The sequence below is a fragment of the Streptomyces sp. LUP47B genome, assembly GCF_001746295.1.
Lineage (GTDB): Bacteria > Actinomycetota > Actinomycetes > Streptomycetales > Streptomycetaceae > Streptomyces.
In genome coordinates this window covers 1,205,201-1,219,927 of the sequence record NZ_MJAH01000001.1, presented here as the reverse complement: position 1 = coordinate 1,219,927, position 14,727 = coordinate 1,205,201, and the positions used below count along the sequence as shown (strand labels likewise).

Here is a 14,727-nt window from a genome sequence, read left to right as displayed (position 1 = left end):
CCACCCATCGTCGAAAGGTCGTCATGCGTCTAGCCACCCAGTCAGGTCGCGCCGTGCTCGTCATCGGAGACAAGGCGCTCGACGTCGCCGAGGCTTCCGGCGGAGCCTTCAGCAGCGACATCACCAACCTCTACGACCGCTGGACCGAGCTCCGTGCCTGGGCCGAATCCGGCGTCGAGGGGCCGCTGCGCCCTCTCGACCCGGCCCGACTCGGTCCGGTCAGCCCCCGACCGCGGCAGTCGTTCTGCATCGGGTTGAACTACCGCAAGCACGCTGAGGAAGCGGGCTGGGAGGTTCCGGACGTCCCTATGGTGTTCACCAAGTTCCCGAGCTCGATCGCCGGTCCCGGGGACATCGTCGAGTTGACCGGCCCGACCGTCGATTGGGAGGTCGAGCTGGTCGTGGTGATTGGCCGGCGGGCGCACCGGGTCCCGGAAGAGGAGGCATGGTCGCACGTGGCCGGACTCACGGTGGGCCAGGACATCTCGGACCGAACGACGCAGAAGCGCCCGCGGAGCGCGCCCCAGCACTCACTGGGCAAGTCGCACCCGGGCTACTCTCCGATCGGCCCTGTCCTGGTCACCCCCGACGAGCTGTCGAACCCTGACGCGTTGGACCTGGGTTGCGCGGTGAATGGTGAGGAGATGCAGAACGGCAACAGCTCCGACATGGTCTTCTCCGTCTCCCAGCTGATCGCTTACGTGTCCGACATGCTGCCGATGCTCCCGGGCGACGTCATCTTCACCGGGACCCCGTCGGGTATCGGATCGACGCGGCAACCCCCTCGGTTCCTCCGTGCCGGTGACGAGGTCACGAGCTGGATCACCGGAATCGGCGAGATGTCGCAGAAGTTCATCGACGGCCCCGGCATACGGATGTGAGCCAGTGCCTGCCACGCTCTGCCTGACCGTCGACAACCTCGGGGCCGCGCTGGACATCGACCGTGGGCGCGCCGTACGCCCCGATCCCGACGAGCCCGGGCTCGCCATCGGGCTACCGCGCGCGCTCGCGCTCTTCCACCGACTCGGGGTGACGGCGACCTTCTTCCTCGAGGGCTGGAATGGGCTCCATCACCCGGACGCCGTCCGCCGGATCCTCGACCACGGCCACGAGGTGGGCCTGCACGGGTGGGTCCACGAACGCTGGGCCGAGCTGCCCGACGACCGTCAGGAGGTCCTCCTCTGGGACGGCACTGCCGCGCTCCGTTCGGCCGGGGCGAACCCGGGCGGCTTCCGAGCACCCGGCGGGTACCGGGGTCGGCGCACTGCTGCGGTTCTGGCCGATCTGGGCTACCGCTACGACAGCAGCATCGAACGGGCGACCGAGGAGCGACCCTTGGCGGTGCACACCCTGCCCGAGGGCCTCGGAGTAGTCCCGTGGCGCTGGGAGCACAACGACTACTGGCAGTACTTCATGAACCCATCCGGCGGGAGGACGGCTCGCCAGATCGAGCGATCGTGGCGCGCCGACCTCAAGGCGCAGGCAGCGAGCCGGGACGGGCTGCTGACCCTGACCGTCCACCCGTTCGTCTCCTTCGTCGACGACGAGCGCGAGGCCGTCGTCCGCCGACTGATCGAGTACGCGCTCGCGCAGTCGAACGTGCGCGTGTGCTCCGCAGGACAACTGGTCGGCGAAGTCCCGCGTTGACCTGGACAGCCGCAGATGGGCGTCAATGAACGCCGGCTGAGCCCGTCGTCGCTGCGAGGGGAGGGTTGTTGGGAGCAACTGCTGGGAGGCGACATGCCAGACACCACCTACGTGCAAGCACACGGCGCGCGCCGGGCGGCTGAGGCGGGCGGGGGAGGTCAGTGTCATGAAAGCCGTGATCAGTCACGCCTGAGTCGGCGTGAGGTACTGAGTAAAGGGCTCCCCATGCGCCCGACGAATGCTATCGTTAGCACATGTCAGAGAAGCGTACCGTGACGACCCGGGACATTGCAGAGCAACTCAACCTGTCGGTCTCCACCGTCGGGCGCGCGCTCTCCCAGGATCCTCGCATCAGTCAGGAGACCCGCGCCCGGGTCGAGCAGAAGGCCGGGGAGCTGGGTTACGTCGGCAACCTCGCGGCGCGGCTGATGCGCGGTGCTCCGAGCACGGTGGTTGGGCTGATGGTTCCCGATGTGCGTAACTCCTTCTACAGCACCGCGGCGCATGCGCTCACTCAGAGCATGGGCGAGGGCGGGTACCAGGTCATGCTGTCGCAGACCGACGACGACCGGGATGCCGAGCTGGCGCAGCTGCGCGGTCTGGCTGCGGCCCAGGTCGCCGGCGTGATCCTCGTGCCGTCGCCGAATCCCCGGCCCGAGGCTGTCCGGCTGCTTCGGGACCTTCCGAACGTCCAGCTCCTTCGACACCTCGACAGCATCGGCCATCACTGGTTCGGGGTCGATGACCGCGGAGTCCTGCGTGAAGCCACCCAGCACCTGGTGGACCTGGGGCATCGCCGCATCGCCTTCATCGGCGGGCAGCTCGGCTTCTCGACGAGCAACGACCGGCTGAGCGGGTATCGAGACGCGCTGCGCGGCGAGGTCGACGAATCCCTGGTCGTGCACGCCCCGCCGTCCTCGGTCGAGGAGGCTCGGCGGACCGTCGGGAAGCTGCTGGACCGCAAGGACCCGCCCACGGCCCTGGTGACGGCCTCGGTCAGGACGACGGAGGGTGTGTTGCAGGAGCTGACCTCGCGCGGCGTCGACGTTCCGACCGAGCTGTCGGTCGTCGGCTTCGGGGACGAGTCGGGCTTCTCGTGGTGGGGTCCCGGTCTGACCACGATGGCCTTGCCTGTGCACGAGGTGGCGACCCAGTGCTCGGTCTGGCTGCAGCGGCGAATCCGTAGCGGCGGCATCGAAGGGCCGTACGGCTCGAGCTCCCACGGTTACCTCGTCGAGCGCGGAAGCACGGCCGCCCAGTGACCTGCGCCTCCGACGAGACACCGGAATCTCCGGTCCTCGCCTCGGTCGTGCTGTCCGACGGCATCACGACGGCGGCCGCCGTGCACGCCGGCCGCTTCCTTCGGCTGGACCGGCTCGTGGAGGGCACTCCGGCCACCCTGACCGACCTGGTCCGGAGGTGGGAGGAGTTCGGCGACACGGTCGAGCGCGCGCTGCTGGGCGCGGCGCCCCGGATCGCCGAGGACGGCGCCGTCCTGCGCGAGGTCGCCGTGACCGCGCCGGTGGTCGGCGGGCAGACCTACTGTGCCATCGGGAACTACCGCGGGCAGCTCGCCCAGGCAGCTGCTGACGTCGCCGCAGGTGCCGGTGAGGGTTCGGCCGGTGACGCCGACGGCCGTCGGTTGCGTGCGGACCTGGAGCGCGGGTGGAGGGAGCGGCGCGCGACCGGCGCGCCCTATGTCGCGCTCACGGGCAGCGTCCGCATCGCTGGACCGTTCGATCCGCTCGAGCTCTCCGCCGACCTCACGACGCTCGACTGGGAGGTCGAGCTCGCCGCGGTGATCGGGTCGTGCGGGGCGGGACTGAGCCCGCACGCTGCCCTGGACGTCGTCGCCGGGTACTGCGTGGCCAACGACCTCACCCTACGGGGCGCGGTGTTCCGCACGGACGTGCCGGCTCTCGGCGGCGACTGGTTGACCAGCAAGGGCCGCCCGGGCTGGCTGCCCCTGGGGCCATGGCTGGTACCCGCGAGCAGCGTCCCCGACCCGGACGCACTCGGACTCGCCCTGCGTCTCAACGGCCAGCAGATGCAGGCCGACCGCACCAGCGACATGCTCTTCAGCGTGGCCGAGGTGATCGCCCACGTCTCCCAGCACACCGAGCTGCGGCCGGGCGATGTGGTGTGCACCGGGTCGCCGGCGGGATTCGGTGCCCACTACGGCCGCTACCTGCGGGCCGGTGACGTGGTCGAGGCCGGAGTCGAGCGGCTCGGCACCCAGCGCTTCACGGTCGTGTCCGAGAGCGCCGCAGTCGGCGCCGGCCACGGCCATCCCTGACCGACCGTCCTCCCGCTGTCCCCCTACTTGCGAAGGCTCTCCTATGGACTCAACCCGCCCAGTCGTCGTCCTCACCGACCGGGCCTGGCCCGACGATGAGATCGAGCGCCGCATCCTCGACGCGGCGGGCTTCGACCTCGTCGCCGGACCCGCCGATCCCGGGACCGCCGAGGAGATCGAGGCGCTGGTGACCGCTCACGACCCGGTGGCGATCATGACCTGCTGGGCCCGGGTCTCGGATGCCGCGGTCGCCGCGCCGAGCAACCTCGGCGCCGTCGCCCGCATGGGCGTGGGGCTCGACAACATCGACGTGGAGGCGGCCACCGCGCGCGGAGTCCGGGTCACCAATGTCCCGGACTACTGCGTGGAGGAGGTCTCCGACCACGCCGTCGCCCTGATCCTCAACTGGACGCGCGGGATCACCAGCTTCGACGCCCAGGTCCGTACGGGCTCGTGGAACCCTGCCGGCGCCCGGCTCGCTCGCACGGCGTCGAAGACTGTGGGGCTCGTCGGGTTCGGCCGGATCGGCCGCGCCACCGCCCGCAAGCTCACCGGTTTCCGCACTCGCATCCTGGTCACCGACCCGACCCTGGGCGCGGACGAGGCCGCCGATCTGGGGGTCGAGCGGACGCCGCTCGACGAGCTGCTGGCGACGGCTCAGATCGTCGTCCTCCACGTGCCGCTGCTGCCCACGACCCACCACCTCATCGGCGCGGAGCAGCTCGCGGCGATGCGAGCGGACGCGCTCTTGGTGAACGTCAGCCGCGGGGGCCTGGTCGACACCGTGGCCCTGGCCGACGCCCTCGATCACGGGATCATCGCCGGTGCGGCGCTCGACGTGCTCGATGAGGAGCCCGAGGTCGATCCTCGACTACTGGCGCACGCCTCAGTGACCGTGACGCCGCACGTCGCGTTCTCCTCCGACGAGTCGGTCGTCGAGCTGCGTACCAAGGCGACCGAAGAGGTCGTCCGGGTCCTGACCGGACGCCCTCCGCACTACCCCTGCAACGACATTGCAGAGCCCGACCCCATCACCGCCGGTGCGACCTCGCCCGCCGTGGACGCGAAGGAAGACAAGTGACCAGCTCCCACAACCGCACGCCCGACACGAGGGTCGCCTCGGTCCGCGGCCGCCAGATCTTCGACTCCCGGGGGCGCCCGACGGTCGAGGTCGACGTCGTCACCGCCTCCGGCGTGCTCGGTCGGGCCGCCGTGCCCTCGGGCGCCTCGACCGGAACCCACGAGGCATGGGAGCTCCGCGACGGCGGCAGCGACTACGCGGGCCTCGGCGTCCGCGATGCGATAGCGCACGTGGACGAGGAGATCGCGGCCGTCGTGATAGGTCGTGACGCCGTCGACCAACGCAGTGTCGACGCAGCGCTCCGCGAGCTCGACGGCACCCAGAACCTCCAGCGCCTCGGCGCGAACGCCGTCCTGGGCACCTCGCTGGCCCTGAGCCGGGCAGCGGCGGCCGCCCAGGGACTCCCGCTCTACCGCTGGCTCGCGCTGCTGGCGGGAACAACAACGCCGAGCCTGCCCATGCCCATGGTGAACATCCTCTCGGGCGGCCTGCACGCGGGCCGGGGGATGGATGTCCAGGACTTTCTCGCCGTGCCGGCCTCAGCACGCACGCTCGACGAGGCGCTCGCGCTGGTTGGCAGGCTGCGCTCGGCCGCGACCGACGTCATGGCCGACCGCGGTCTGACGACCTTGCTCGCCGACGAGGGTGGGCTGAGCCCGGGGCTGGAGACCGGTCGTGCCGCCCTCGAGATGATGGTCGAGGCCACCGAGCGGGCCGGCCTCGTCCCCGGGGAGGACATCGTCGTCGCGATCGACGTCGCGGCCCACGCGCTCTGGGATCCCGAGCGCGGCGACTACCACCTTGCCCGCGAGTGCCGGCACGCGAGCACCGAGGAGATGATCGAGATGGTCTGCGGCTGGGTCGCCGACTTTCCGGTCGTCTCGGTGGAGGACGCTCTCGACGAGGAGGACTGGGCCGGCTGGCGCGGGCTCACCGAACGAATCGGCGACCGGATCAACCTGATCGGTGATGACCTCTTCACCACCAACCCTGACCGTCTCCAGCGCGGCATCGAGTCCGCGGCCGGCAACGGGGTGCTGGTGAAGGTCAATCAGAACGGCACCCTGTCCGGGACGCTCGACGTGGTCGCCGCCGCCCGCGCGGCCGACTTCGTTCCGGTGATCTCAGCCCGCTCGGGAGAGACCGAGGACGCCTACATCAGCGACCTCGCGGTCGCCACCGCCGCGGGGCAGATCAAGATCGGCTCGGTGCGCTGCTCGGACCGGCTCTCCAAGTACAACCAACTGGTGCGCATCGCCGAGGACACCTCCTTGATGTTCGCCGGCATGAGCGCCTACCCGCACCACCGGGTGAGCCTGCCCGCCCGGGCACGAGCGAGCAGGGCATGAGCGAGCGGGGCATGAGGGAGCCGGAGGCCGCGGCGGACGTGCCCAACAGCGCCCGGGAATTCCTCACCGAGCAGGGCCTGGCCACCCCCGACGAGACCCCGCGGTGGACGCCCATGACCGGCGGCGTGTCCAGCGAGCTCTGGCGCGTCGACCTGGCCGGCGGCCCGGTCGCGGTCAAGGGGGCGCTGGCCAAGCTGAAGGTCGCCGAGGATTGGTATGCGCCCGTCAACCGCAACGCCGTCGAGTGGGACTGGCTGGTCTTCGCCCACAGCGTGAGCCCAGGCGCCGTCCCCGTCCCTCTCGCGCACGACGAGCGTCGTGGCCTCTTCGCCATGACGTTCCTGCCACCCGAGGACAACCCGGTGTGGAAGCAGCTGCTCCTCGACGGTGCCGTGCGACCCGCTGACGCGGCCGCGGTCGGTGACCTGGTCGGCCGCCTGCACGCCTGCAGCTGCGGTGACGACAGTGTCGCGCGGCGGTTTCGCACCGACGAGAACTTCCACCAGCTACGCATCGAGCCCTACTTCCTCGCCACCGCGGAGCAGCACCCCGATCTCGCGTCCGCACTGCGCGAGATCGCCGAGACGACAGCAGCGACCCACCGGGCGCTCGTCCACGGTGATGTGAGCCCGAAGAACATCCTCATAGGCCGATCAAATCCGGTGCTGCTGGACGCCGAGTGCGCTTGGTACGGCGATCCGGCGTTCGACGTCGCGTTCGTCCTCACCCATCTGGTCCTCAAGGCCGTCTTCCGACCCGACAGCGCGCGCCTGCTCGAGGCATCGGCGTCCGCGCTGCTCGCCGCCTACGAGGCACAGGTGGTCTGGGAGCCTGCCACCGATCTGCGCGCCCGAGCCGGTCGGCTGTTGTCAGCACTTCTGCTCGCCCGGATCGACGGCAAGTCGCCGGTGGAGTACCTCAACCCGACACAGCGCAATGACGTGCGCCGCCTCGCCCGGTCGCTTGTAGCAGGTGGTCCGCTGGAGGTCACTGCCGTGCTGACACTGGCCTACGAGCGGGTCGCCGCCAGCAACCTGGACCGCTGAACGCAATCGGACGCGCGTCGGGTCGTGCTATCGATGTCATGATCGGTGGGCGACAACCGGACGGGTTGCCTACTCATCGATCACGGCACGCAGGGGGAAAATGCTTGCGTGATCACAGTCACAGCATGCTATCGTTAGCACATGAAGCATCACAGCATCGACGCCGACGCCGATGTGGTCGTCGTCGGCGCAGGACCCTCCGGTGCCGCCCTTGCGGTGGAGCTGGGTCGGCGCGGCTTCTCCGTCGTGCTGCTCGAGGCCGGCGACGGGGTTGTCCGCGACGCGCGGCTGCACACGGTGTCCATCCGAACGATGGAGATCGCCCGACGTTGGGGGATCGAGTCCGAGCTGCGCAACTGCGGCTGGCCGTTGGACCGCCCTCAAGACGTCGTGTGGGGGACCAGCCTCGCGGAGCCTGAGATCGCCCGGCTCGAGTGGCCGGCCATCGCCGAGATGCGTCCCCCCGAGTTCAGCCCGACCTTCGCCCAGCGGTGCCCGCAACGGTGGTTCAACGCGATCCTGCTCGACCTGGCACGCCGCCAGCCCTCGGTGGAGGTCCGCACATCGGCGCGGATGGAGTCGTTCGTCCAAGACGAGAGCGGGGTGAGCGTCGAGCTCGCCGAGGCCGGCGACCGGTCGACTCGCCTGCGCTGCCGATACCTCGTCGGCTGCGACGGTGGCCGGAGCACCGTGCGCGGTGTCCTGGGGATCGAGCGCGAGATGTCGAGCACCTGGGGCACCTCCGCGGAGGCGATCATTCGCAGCCCCGACCTGGCGTCGTTCCCACTGGCGGGGCGGACCGGTCGGTTCACCGTGGTGGAACCGACCGGGATGTCGATCTCGCTGCTGCCCTTCGACGGCAGGGAGGAGTTCCGCGTGACTCTGATGGTGCACGACGGTCGCGGTACCCCAGACGACATCCGACGAGCCGTCACCACGATGGCGGGGCCCGACGTGGACTTCGAGTTCGTGACCGAGGTGATGCCCTGGACCAACCGGGAGGCCGTGGCGCACCAGTTCTTCGTGGGCCGAGTCATCCTGGCCGGCGACGCCGCCCACACGATGCCGACCACGGGAGGCATGGGCATGAACACCGGCATCCTCGACTCGACCGACCTCGGGTGGAAACTGCAAGCGCTGATGGAGGGCTGGGGAGGGCCCGGCCTGCTGCCCAGCTACGAGCACGAGCGGCGCAGCGCCGCGGTGCGCACCGCGGCGCTGGCCAGTGCGATCTACCGCGACTGGTTGGCGATGAAGGACCAGCTGAGCGACGTCGCCGAGCTCGAGCAGGAAGGCCCGGCCGCCGAGCAGGCCCGCCAGCGGCTGCGCGAGCTGCTCCTGACGGGGTTCCGGCGCGAGTTCAACGCGGTCGGCGGTGCCTTGGGCTACCGCTACGAGGACTCGCCGATCTGCGTGCCTGACGGGACGCCGCCGACCCCGGACGTCATGGAGACCTACGTCCCGACCGCACGGCCCGGGCACCTCGCGCCCCACGTGTGGCTGGAGGACGGGACCTCGACGATCGACCTCTTCGACCGCGAGTTCGTACTGCTCTGCCTGGGTGGGGACGAGAGTGCTGCCACTCAGATCACCGCCACCGCTACCGTCCGGGGCATCCCATGGCGGACGGTCGTGCTCACTGATCCGGCCGTCCGGAAGGCCTATGCGCGCAACTACGCGCTCGTACGGCCCGACGGGCATGTCGCGTGGCGCGGCGACGCAATACCCACCGACGTCGACAGCCTGCTCGATGTCGTCACCGGGCATGGCGGTGCGGACGCTCTGGCCCGCCCGAGCCATAACGCCGCCGCGCACGCCTGAACCCCGATGGCCGGTTCCGGCCACACAGCTCGAGCCCCAACGAGGGAAGAGGGTGTCCTTTGTCGACCATGAGAGCCGCACGCATGCACGCACAGCACCAGCCGTTCACGATCGACGAGGTGGAGGTCCCGGAACCTGGCCCGACCGACGTCCTCGTCCGGGTGGGCGCCTGCGGGATCGTCCCCAATCTGGGCAACGTGCTCAACTTCCTCCCCGAGTGGTGGCCCCACCTCACCTTCCCGCCGCTGCCGGCAGTCTTCGGCCTGGACGTGGCCGGCGAGATCGTCGGCAAGGGGAACCGGGTGCACGGCCTCGAGGTCGGTCAACGGGTGTATGTCAACCCCGGCCGGCAGTGCGGCGGCTGCTTCGCCTGCCGCACCGGCGACCCGCAGCACTGCCCGGCCTATACCTTCAATGGGTACTTCGGGTTCGGGGCCGGGTCGGCGCAGATCTTCGCCGACTATCCCTACGGCGGTATGTGTGAGTACATGACGGCGCCTCAGTCGAGCATGGTCACCATCCCTGACAACCTCTCCTTCGAGTCGGCGGCCCGGTTCGGTTACCTGGGTACCGCCTACCGGGCGCTGCGCATGGCCGGCGCCGACGCCAACAGCGTGGTCGTCGTCAACGGAGCCAGTGGCACGCTGGGTGTGTGCATCGTCTTGTTGGCCAAGGCCTTCGGCGTCCGCAAGATCCTGGGCGTGGCCCGCAACAAGGAGCAGCTCGAGAAGGTTCGGGCGATCGACCCGCAGCGCATCGAGGTCTTGTCGACGAACGACTCGGCAAAGGTCGCCCAGTGGATCATCGACTCCACGTCGGGTCGGGGGGCCGACATCGTGGTCGACGCTCTGCAGTCGGGCTCGCCCGCCGAGCCGCTCCTGGAGAGCTTCGAGGGACTGGCGCGCGGTGGTCGGCACGTGCCGCTCGGTGGGGTGCTCGGTCCCCTGCCGATCAACCTGAACGTGTTGATGTCCAACGACCGTCGCATCATCGGGTCGCTGTGGTTCGACGTCGCGGACGGCCAAGCCATGGCGAGCATGGTCGAGAGCGGCACCCTGGACCTCAGCTGCCTGGAGCACGAGGTCTTTGACCTGGAGGACGTGAACTCGGCTCTGGCGCTGTTCGAGAACCGCAACGGCGGCTTCAGCAACTACGTGATCACACCGTGACGACTCGTGGGCTGGGATCGCCCATGCGTGCCCCGGATGCCTCCCGATATGACCGAGGCTTGCCCGCCCTACCGAGTGGGCCCACGTATTGGCTCTACGGAATGGACCGTCTGTGAAGATCGTTCAGGTCGACAAGCCCGGGCCTCCCTCGGCGCTGGAGCTCGTGGAGGTTCCGATCCCCGAGCCGGGGCCGGGTGAGGTCTTGGTCCGGGCACACTCGATCGGGGTCGGGTACCCAGACCTCAGGATCCGGGCCGGCACCTACCCATGGATGCCGCCGCTGCCGGCGATCCCCGGCACCGAATTGAGCGGCGTCGTCGAAAGGATCGGTGAAGGCGTCACCTTGGTCCGACCCGGTCAGCTCGCGCTGCTCTCGGCCCGTGAGCGCACACACCGCGGAGGGCACTACGCGGAGTACGTCGCAGCACCGCAGGAGGCGACGTTCCTGCTGCCGGAAGGCATGAACCTGGAACAGGCTGCAGCACTCGCCAACTACCAGGTCGCCTACCACATGATCTACGACAGCATGCGGCCTCTGCCCGGTCAGGTGGCCCTCGTCTACGGCGCGGCCGGCGGCATCGGGAACGCGGTCATCGACCTGCTCAAGGGGCTGGGCGTGCGCGTCCTCGGCGTGGCGAGCAACGCCGAGCGCGCACGCTGGGCCACAACGTTCGGTGCGGACGAGGTGATCGACCGCACCAACGGAAACATCGTGGGTCAGGTCGCCGCGCTCACCGATGAACGCGGCGTGGACTGGGTGGTCACACCAGCCGCCGGCCCCACCATCCCCGGGAACATCGAGCTGCTCGCACCCGCGGGCACCCTGGTGATCTACAGCACCATGGGCGGTGCGGCGAAGAACGACCTCTGGGATGTGCTGTGGCCCAGCAGATCGGCAGCGGTGCGCCTGTTCAACATCCACACCTGGGACGACTTGGTGGAGGAGCGACGCGCGGGCATGCGGGCACTGATCGCCATGCTCGCCGAGGGACGCATCCGCCCCCACATCCACCGGCGGTTCAAGCTCAGCCAGGCACGAGAGGCACACGAGCTGCTCGAACAAGGCGAGGTCACCGGGAAGATCCTGCTCCAGCCCTAGCACGCTGGGGCGCGGTCCTTCGTGCCAGCACACGGCCGCCGGTTGCCCTCAGAGGTTGAGGTCGTGGAGCGATGGGACGTTCGGCAGCGCGGGTCTGGGCTGCACATGAACGCTTCTCCTTCAAAAAGTACGAGAACCACACTCACCGGGCCGCAGGCTCAACACCACTCAAAGGAGAGTTCGCCGTGACGCATGCGACCGTGCCTGTGCCCACCTGCGACGTCGACCTGTTCGCCGACGAGGTGCTGCACGACCCGTACCCCGCTCTCCGCCGACTCCGGGAAGCCGGCCCCGCGGTACGGCTGACCACCTACGACGCATGGGTCCTCCCCCGCTACGACCATATCCGCGCGGCCCTGGCCGACCACGAACGGTTCTCGTCCGCGCAGGGTGTGGGCTACGAGGACCAGTTCAACGCCCAGATGAAGGGAAGCGTGCTGGCCAGCGACCCACCGGATCACACCCGGCTACGGGCTCTGCTGTCCGACAAGCTCGCCCCCAAGGCCCTGGCCAAGCTCCGCACCCGGATCGCCGCCCTCGCGGACGACCTCGTCGCCGGCGTCGTGGCCAAGGGTGACTTCGACGCCGTGGCGGATCTTGCCGCGGTGTTCCCCGTGACCGTGGTCGCCGACCTGATCGGGCTCGCGGAGGAGGCAAGGGGCCCGCTGCTGTCGTTCGCGGACGCGGCGTTCAACACTTTCGGCCCGTTGAACGCCCGCGCCCAGGCATCCATCCCCTTCGTCGGCCAGATGTTGGAGTACCTGAACACGGTGATGGTGCCGGAGAACCTCCGCCCGGACGGCTGGGCCGCCGCCATCCATCAAGCCGCGGACCGGGGGGACATCGAAGCCGCCTCCGTGGTGCCCCTGCTGTCCGCGTACCTGATCGCGAGCATGGACACCACCATCAACGCGATCGGCAACACGATCCTCCTCTTCGCCCGGCATCCCGAGGCTTACCAGGAGGTGCGCGCGGAACCGGCGCTCGTCGGACCGGCGTTCGAGGAGTCACTGCGGCTGGAGTCCCCCGCACAGGGCTTCTTCCGGCGCACCACCCAGCCGGTGGACCTCGAGGGCATCACCATCCCCGCCGACACCAAGGTCCTGCTGTCCTGGGCATCGGCGAACCGGGACGAACGCAAGTGGGAGCGCCCCGAGGAGTTCCTCGTCCGCCGCAACCCGGTCGACCACGTCGGCTTCGGCTACGGCGTCCACGGCTGCGCCGGCCAGGGGTTGGCCCGTCTGGAGGCGCAGGCGGTGCTCGGCGCGCTGGTGCGGCGCGCATCGTTGATCGAGTTCGCGGGCGAGCCGGTCCGCAAGCTCAACAACGTGATCAGGGGCCTGGCTTCGCTGCCCGTCACGGTACGCGCGGAAGGGAAGTGAGATGTCCCGGATCGTGGTGGACTTCGACCGTTGCGAGGGCCACGGCCTGTGCGAGCAGACCGCGCCCGAGGTGTTCCGGCTCGACGACGAGGGCGACCTGCACCTGACCCACGAAGAGGTGGCTTCGGAGCACGAGAGCGCCGTCGCCGCCGCCGTACGGGTCTGCCCCGTCGCGGCCCTGAAGGTCCAGTCGTGAAGCGCATCGTCGTGGTCGGCGGGTCCATCGCCGCGCTGACAGCAGCGGAGAGCCTGCGGGCCGAGGGCTTCGACGGACCGGTGACCGTCCTGTCCGACGAGCCTCACCAGCCCTACTCGCGGGTCCCGCTGTCCAAGGGCGTCCTGGCCGGCAGGGAACCCGCGGATTCAGCCATGCTTCCTCCTCCGGGCGAGGACATCGAGTTCCGCACCGGAGCACGGGCCGCACAACTGGACGTCCGCGAGCGTGCGGTGCGTCTGACCGACGGCACACAGGTGCCGTACGACGGGCTGGTCGTCGCCACCGGCGCCCGGGCCCGTCGCCTGACCGGGCGCGACGATCTGGCGCTACGCACCCTGGACGATGCCCAGGTCCTCGCCTCCCGGCTTGCCGTCGCCCGGAGCGCCATCGTGCTGGGCGGCGGCTTCCTCGGCATGGAGATCGCCACGACCTGCCGTGCCCTGGGCCTGGACGTCACGGTGGTCGACCTCGTCCCGCCGTTGCTCAGGCTCCTCGGACCCTGGCTGGCCGATCTCGCCGTCGCGGCGGCGCGGGATCACGGTATACGTGTCCGGGTCGCGCCTGACGGCGTCGCCGTCCTGGGCGAACACCGCGTGCGCTGTGGCGAGGTGGTCCTGGAGGCCGACGTGATCGTGTGCGCGGTCGGCGACGTGCCGAACACCGACTGGCTGAAGGGCTCCGGCCTGCCTCTGGACGCCGGCGGCGGCCTCGTCGCCGACGCGTGCTGCCGCGTCACTCCCGGCGTGGTCGCCGCCGGGGACGTCGTATCGCGGGAAGGGCGCCGAACTCCACACTGGACCAACGCTGTTGAGCAGGGCCGGGCCGCGGCGGTCGGTCTGCTGCACGGCGCGTCGGCCCGGCCCTGCCGACCGGACCCGTACTTCTGGACCGAGCAGTCCGGACTCGACATCAAGATCAGCGGCGAGCTGCCGCTCACCGGGATCCCCGAAGTCCTCGCGGGCTCGGTGAACGACCGCAGTGCGCTGCTGAGGTGGCGGAACGACGGAGGGACGACCACAGCCGTCGCGGTCAATCACCGCCTCCCCGTCATCAAACTCAAGCGGCTCGGCGCCGGAGTTCCCGCCGCTCGCACGCCCGGCATCGCCCCGTCTTCTGACCCACCTCCTGATTCGTCTACCTCCCGGCTCACCACCGACGCGTTGCGTTCTGGCTCTGCGGGACCAGCTGATCATCTCTCCAGCCGCTGACCGTCGACCACCGCACCGCTCCCCGACACCCTGCGCGAGCACCTTGGCCTGACCGGCACGAAGAAGGGCTGCGGTCAGGTGCTGTGCGGTGCCTGCACTGCTCTGGTCGACGGCCTCACGACCGTCTCCTGCCTTCACCTCGCGGTGACCGCCGACGGGCGCGAGATCACCACCATCGAAGGGGTGGGCCGACGACGACCGGCTGCATCCGATGCAGACGGCGTTCCTCGACCTCGACGGCTACCAGTGCGGCTACCGCACCTTCTGTGGGATCTGCTCGCCCCTGGCGGTGATCGAGGAGCACGCGGCGGGCCGGCCGAGCGCGGTCACCACCGACGTGTGCCATGGCCGGCCCGCCGTCCCTGACCGCGGACGAGATCCGGGAGTGAATCAGCGTCGCCGCGAAATCAAC

General features: G+C 69.8%; 13 protein-coding genes and 1 pseudogene. All 14 read left to right on the top strand.

The genetic code is table 11. From position 1 onward, the window contains the following. Nucleotides 1–53 precede the first annotated feature (53 nt). A complete protein-coding gene (locus BFN33_RS05425) occupies nt 54–881 on the top strand; it encodes a fumarylacetoacetate hydrolase family protein (RefSeq protein WP_370743246.1) in 828 nt (275 codons plus the stop codon). 4 nt (nt 882–885) lie between these two features. Then, the gene (locus tag BFN33_RS05420; RefSeq protein ID WP_069758648.1) at nt 886–1,647 is read left to right on the top strand and encodes a polysaccharide deacetylase family protein; all 762 of its coding nucleotides are present in this window, start codon (nt 886–888) and stop codon (nt 1,645–1,647) included. Between the two features lie 254 nt (nt 1,648–1,901). Next, entirely contained in the window at nt 1,902–2,909 is a 1,008-nt protein-coding gene (locus tag BFN33_RS05415; RefSeq protein ID WP_057617564.1) for a LacI family DNA-binding transcriptional regulator, read from the top strand. Continuing rightward, nucleotides 2,906–3,943 (top strand): fumarylacetoacetate hydrolase family protein, encoded by a 1,038-nt coding sequence (locus tag BFN33_RS05410; protein ID WP_069758647.1) that lies wholly within the window; start codon nt 2,906–2,908, stop codon nt 3,941–3,943. Before BFN33_RS05415 ends, BFN33_RS05410 begins: the two co-directional genes overlap by 4 nt. A 43-nt stretch (nt 3,944–3,986) precedes the next feature. Further along, a complete protein-coding gene (locus BFN33_RS05405) occupies nt 3,987–5,024 on the top strand; it encodes a C-terminal binding protein (protein WP_069758646.1) in 1,038 nt (345 codons plus the stop codon). Then, nucleotides 5,021–6,373, top strand: coding sequence for a phosphopyruvate hydratase (gene eno / locus BFN33_RS05400; RefSeq protein ID WP_069758645.1), 1,353 nt, complete (start codon nt 5,021–5,023; stop codon nt 6,371–6,373). Before BFN33_RS05405 ends, eno begins: the two co-directional genes overlap by 4 nt. Beyond that, nucleotides 6,370–7,419: a phosphotransferase family protein gene (locus tag BFN33_RS05395; RefSeq protein ID WP_242436168.1), complete on the top strand. Its 1,050-nt coding sequence runs from the start codon at nt 6,370–6,372 to the stop codon at nt 7,417–7,419. Before eno ends, BFN33_RS05395 begins: the two co-directional genes overlap by 4 nt. A gap of 141 nt (nt 7,420–7,560) precedes the next feature. Beyond that, nucleotides 7,561–9,240: an FAD-dependent monooxygenase gene (locus BFN33_RS05390; protein WP_057617553.1), complete on the top strand. Its 1,680-nt coding sequence runs from the start codon at nt 7,561–7,563 to the stop codon at nt 9,238–9,240. A gap of 83 nt (nt 9,241–9,323) precedes the next feature. Continuing rightward, complete coding sequence (locus BFN33_RS05385; protein ID WP_256122639.1) at nt 9,324–10,409, top strand: alcohol dehydrogenase catalytic domain-containing protein; 1,086 nt, start codon at nt 9,324–9,326, stop codon at nt 10,407–10,409. Nucleotides 10,410–10,521: 112 nt separating this feature from the next. Next, nucleotides 10,522–11,508 (top strand): zinc-binding dehydrogenase, encoded by a 987-nt coding sequence (locus BFN33_RS05380; protein WP_069758644.1) that lies wholly within the window; start codon nt 10,522–10,524, stop codon nt 11,506–11,508. A 185-nt stretch (nt 11,509–11,693) separates the two neighbouring features. Further along, nucleotides 11,694–12,890 carry a cytochrome P450 gene (locus BFN33_RS05375; RefSeq protein ID WP_069758643.1) on the top strand — a complete coding sequence of 399 codons (1,197 nt, stop codon included), beginning with the start codon at nt 11,694–11,696 and terminating at the stop codon, nt 12,888–12,890. Between the two features lies 1 nt (nt 12,891). Further along, nucleotides 12,892–13,086, top strand: a complete 195-nt coding sequence (locus tag BFN33_RS05370; RefSeq protein ID WP_069758642.1) for a ferredoxin — start codon at nt 12,892–12,894, stop codon at nt 13,084–13,086. Beyond that, on the top strand, nt 13,083–14,315 hold the full coding sequence (locus BFN33_RS05365) for an NAD(P)/FAD-dependent oxidoreductase (protein WP_079140616.1): 1,233 nt from the start codon (nt 13,083–13,085) through the stop codon (nt 14,313–14,315). The genes BFN33_RS05370 and BFN33_RS05365 overlap by 4 nt, the downstream gene beginning before the upstream one ends. Then, nucleotides 14,312–14,701, top strand: a pseudogene (locus tag BFN33_RS54095) (2Fe-2S iron-sulfur cluster-binding protein); the annotation flags it as partial. The gene BFN33_RS05365 and the pseudogene BFN33_RS54095, both read left to right, overlap by 4 nt. Nucleotides 14,702–14,727 lie beyond the last annotated feature (26 nt).

Bases quoted from the DNA above. Each gene is read 5' to 3' on its own strand.
- BFN33_RS05415 (WP_057617564.1), top strand. From the start codon at position 1,902: ATGTCAGAGAAGCGTACCGTGACGACCCGGGACATTGCAGAGCAACTC.
- BFN33_RS05405 (WP_069758646.1), top strand. From the start codon at position 3,987: ATGGACTCAACCCGCCCAGTCGTCGTCCTCACCGACCGGGCCTGGCCC.
- BFN33_RS05395 (WP_242436168.1), top strand. From the start codon at position 6,370: ATGAGCGAGCGGGGCATGAGGGAGCCGGAGGCCGCGGCGGACGTGCCC.
- BFN33_RS05390 (WP_057617553.1), top strand. From the start codon at position 7,561: ATGAAGCATCACAGCATCGACGCCGACGCCGATGTGGTCGTCGTCGGC.
- BFN33_RS05385 (WP_256122639.1), top strand. From the start codon at position 9,324: ATGCACGCACAGCACCAGCCGTTCACGATCGACGAGGTGGAGGTCCCG.
- BFN33_RS05370 (WP_069758642.1), top strand. From the start codon at position 12,892: ATGTCCCGGATCGTGGTGGACTTCGACCGTTGCGAGGGCCACGGCCTG.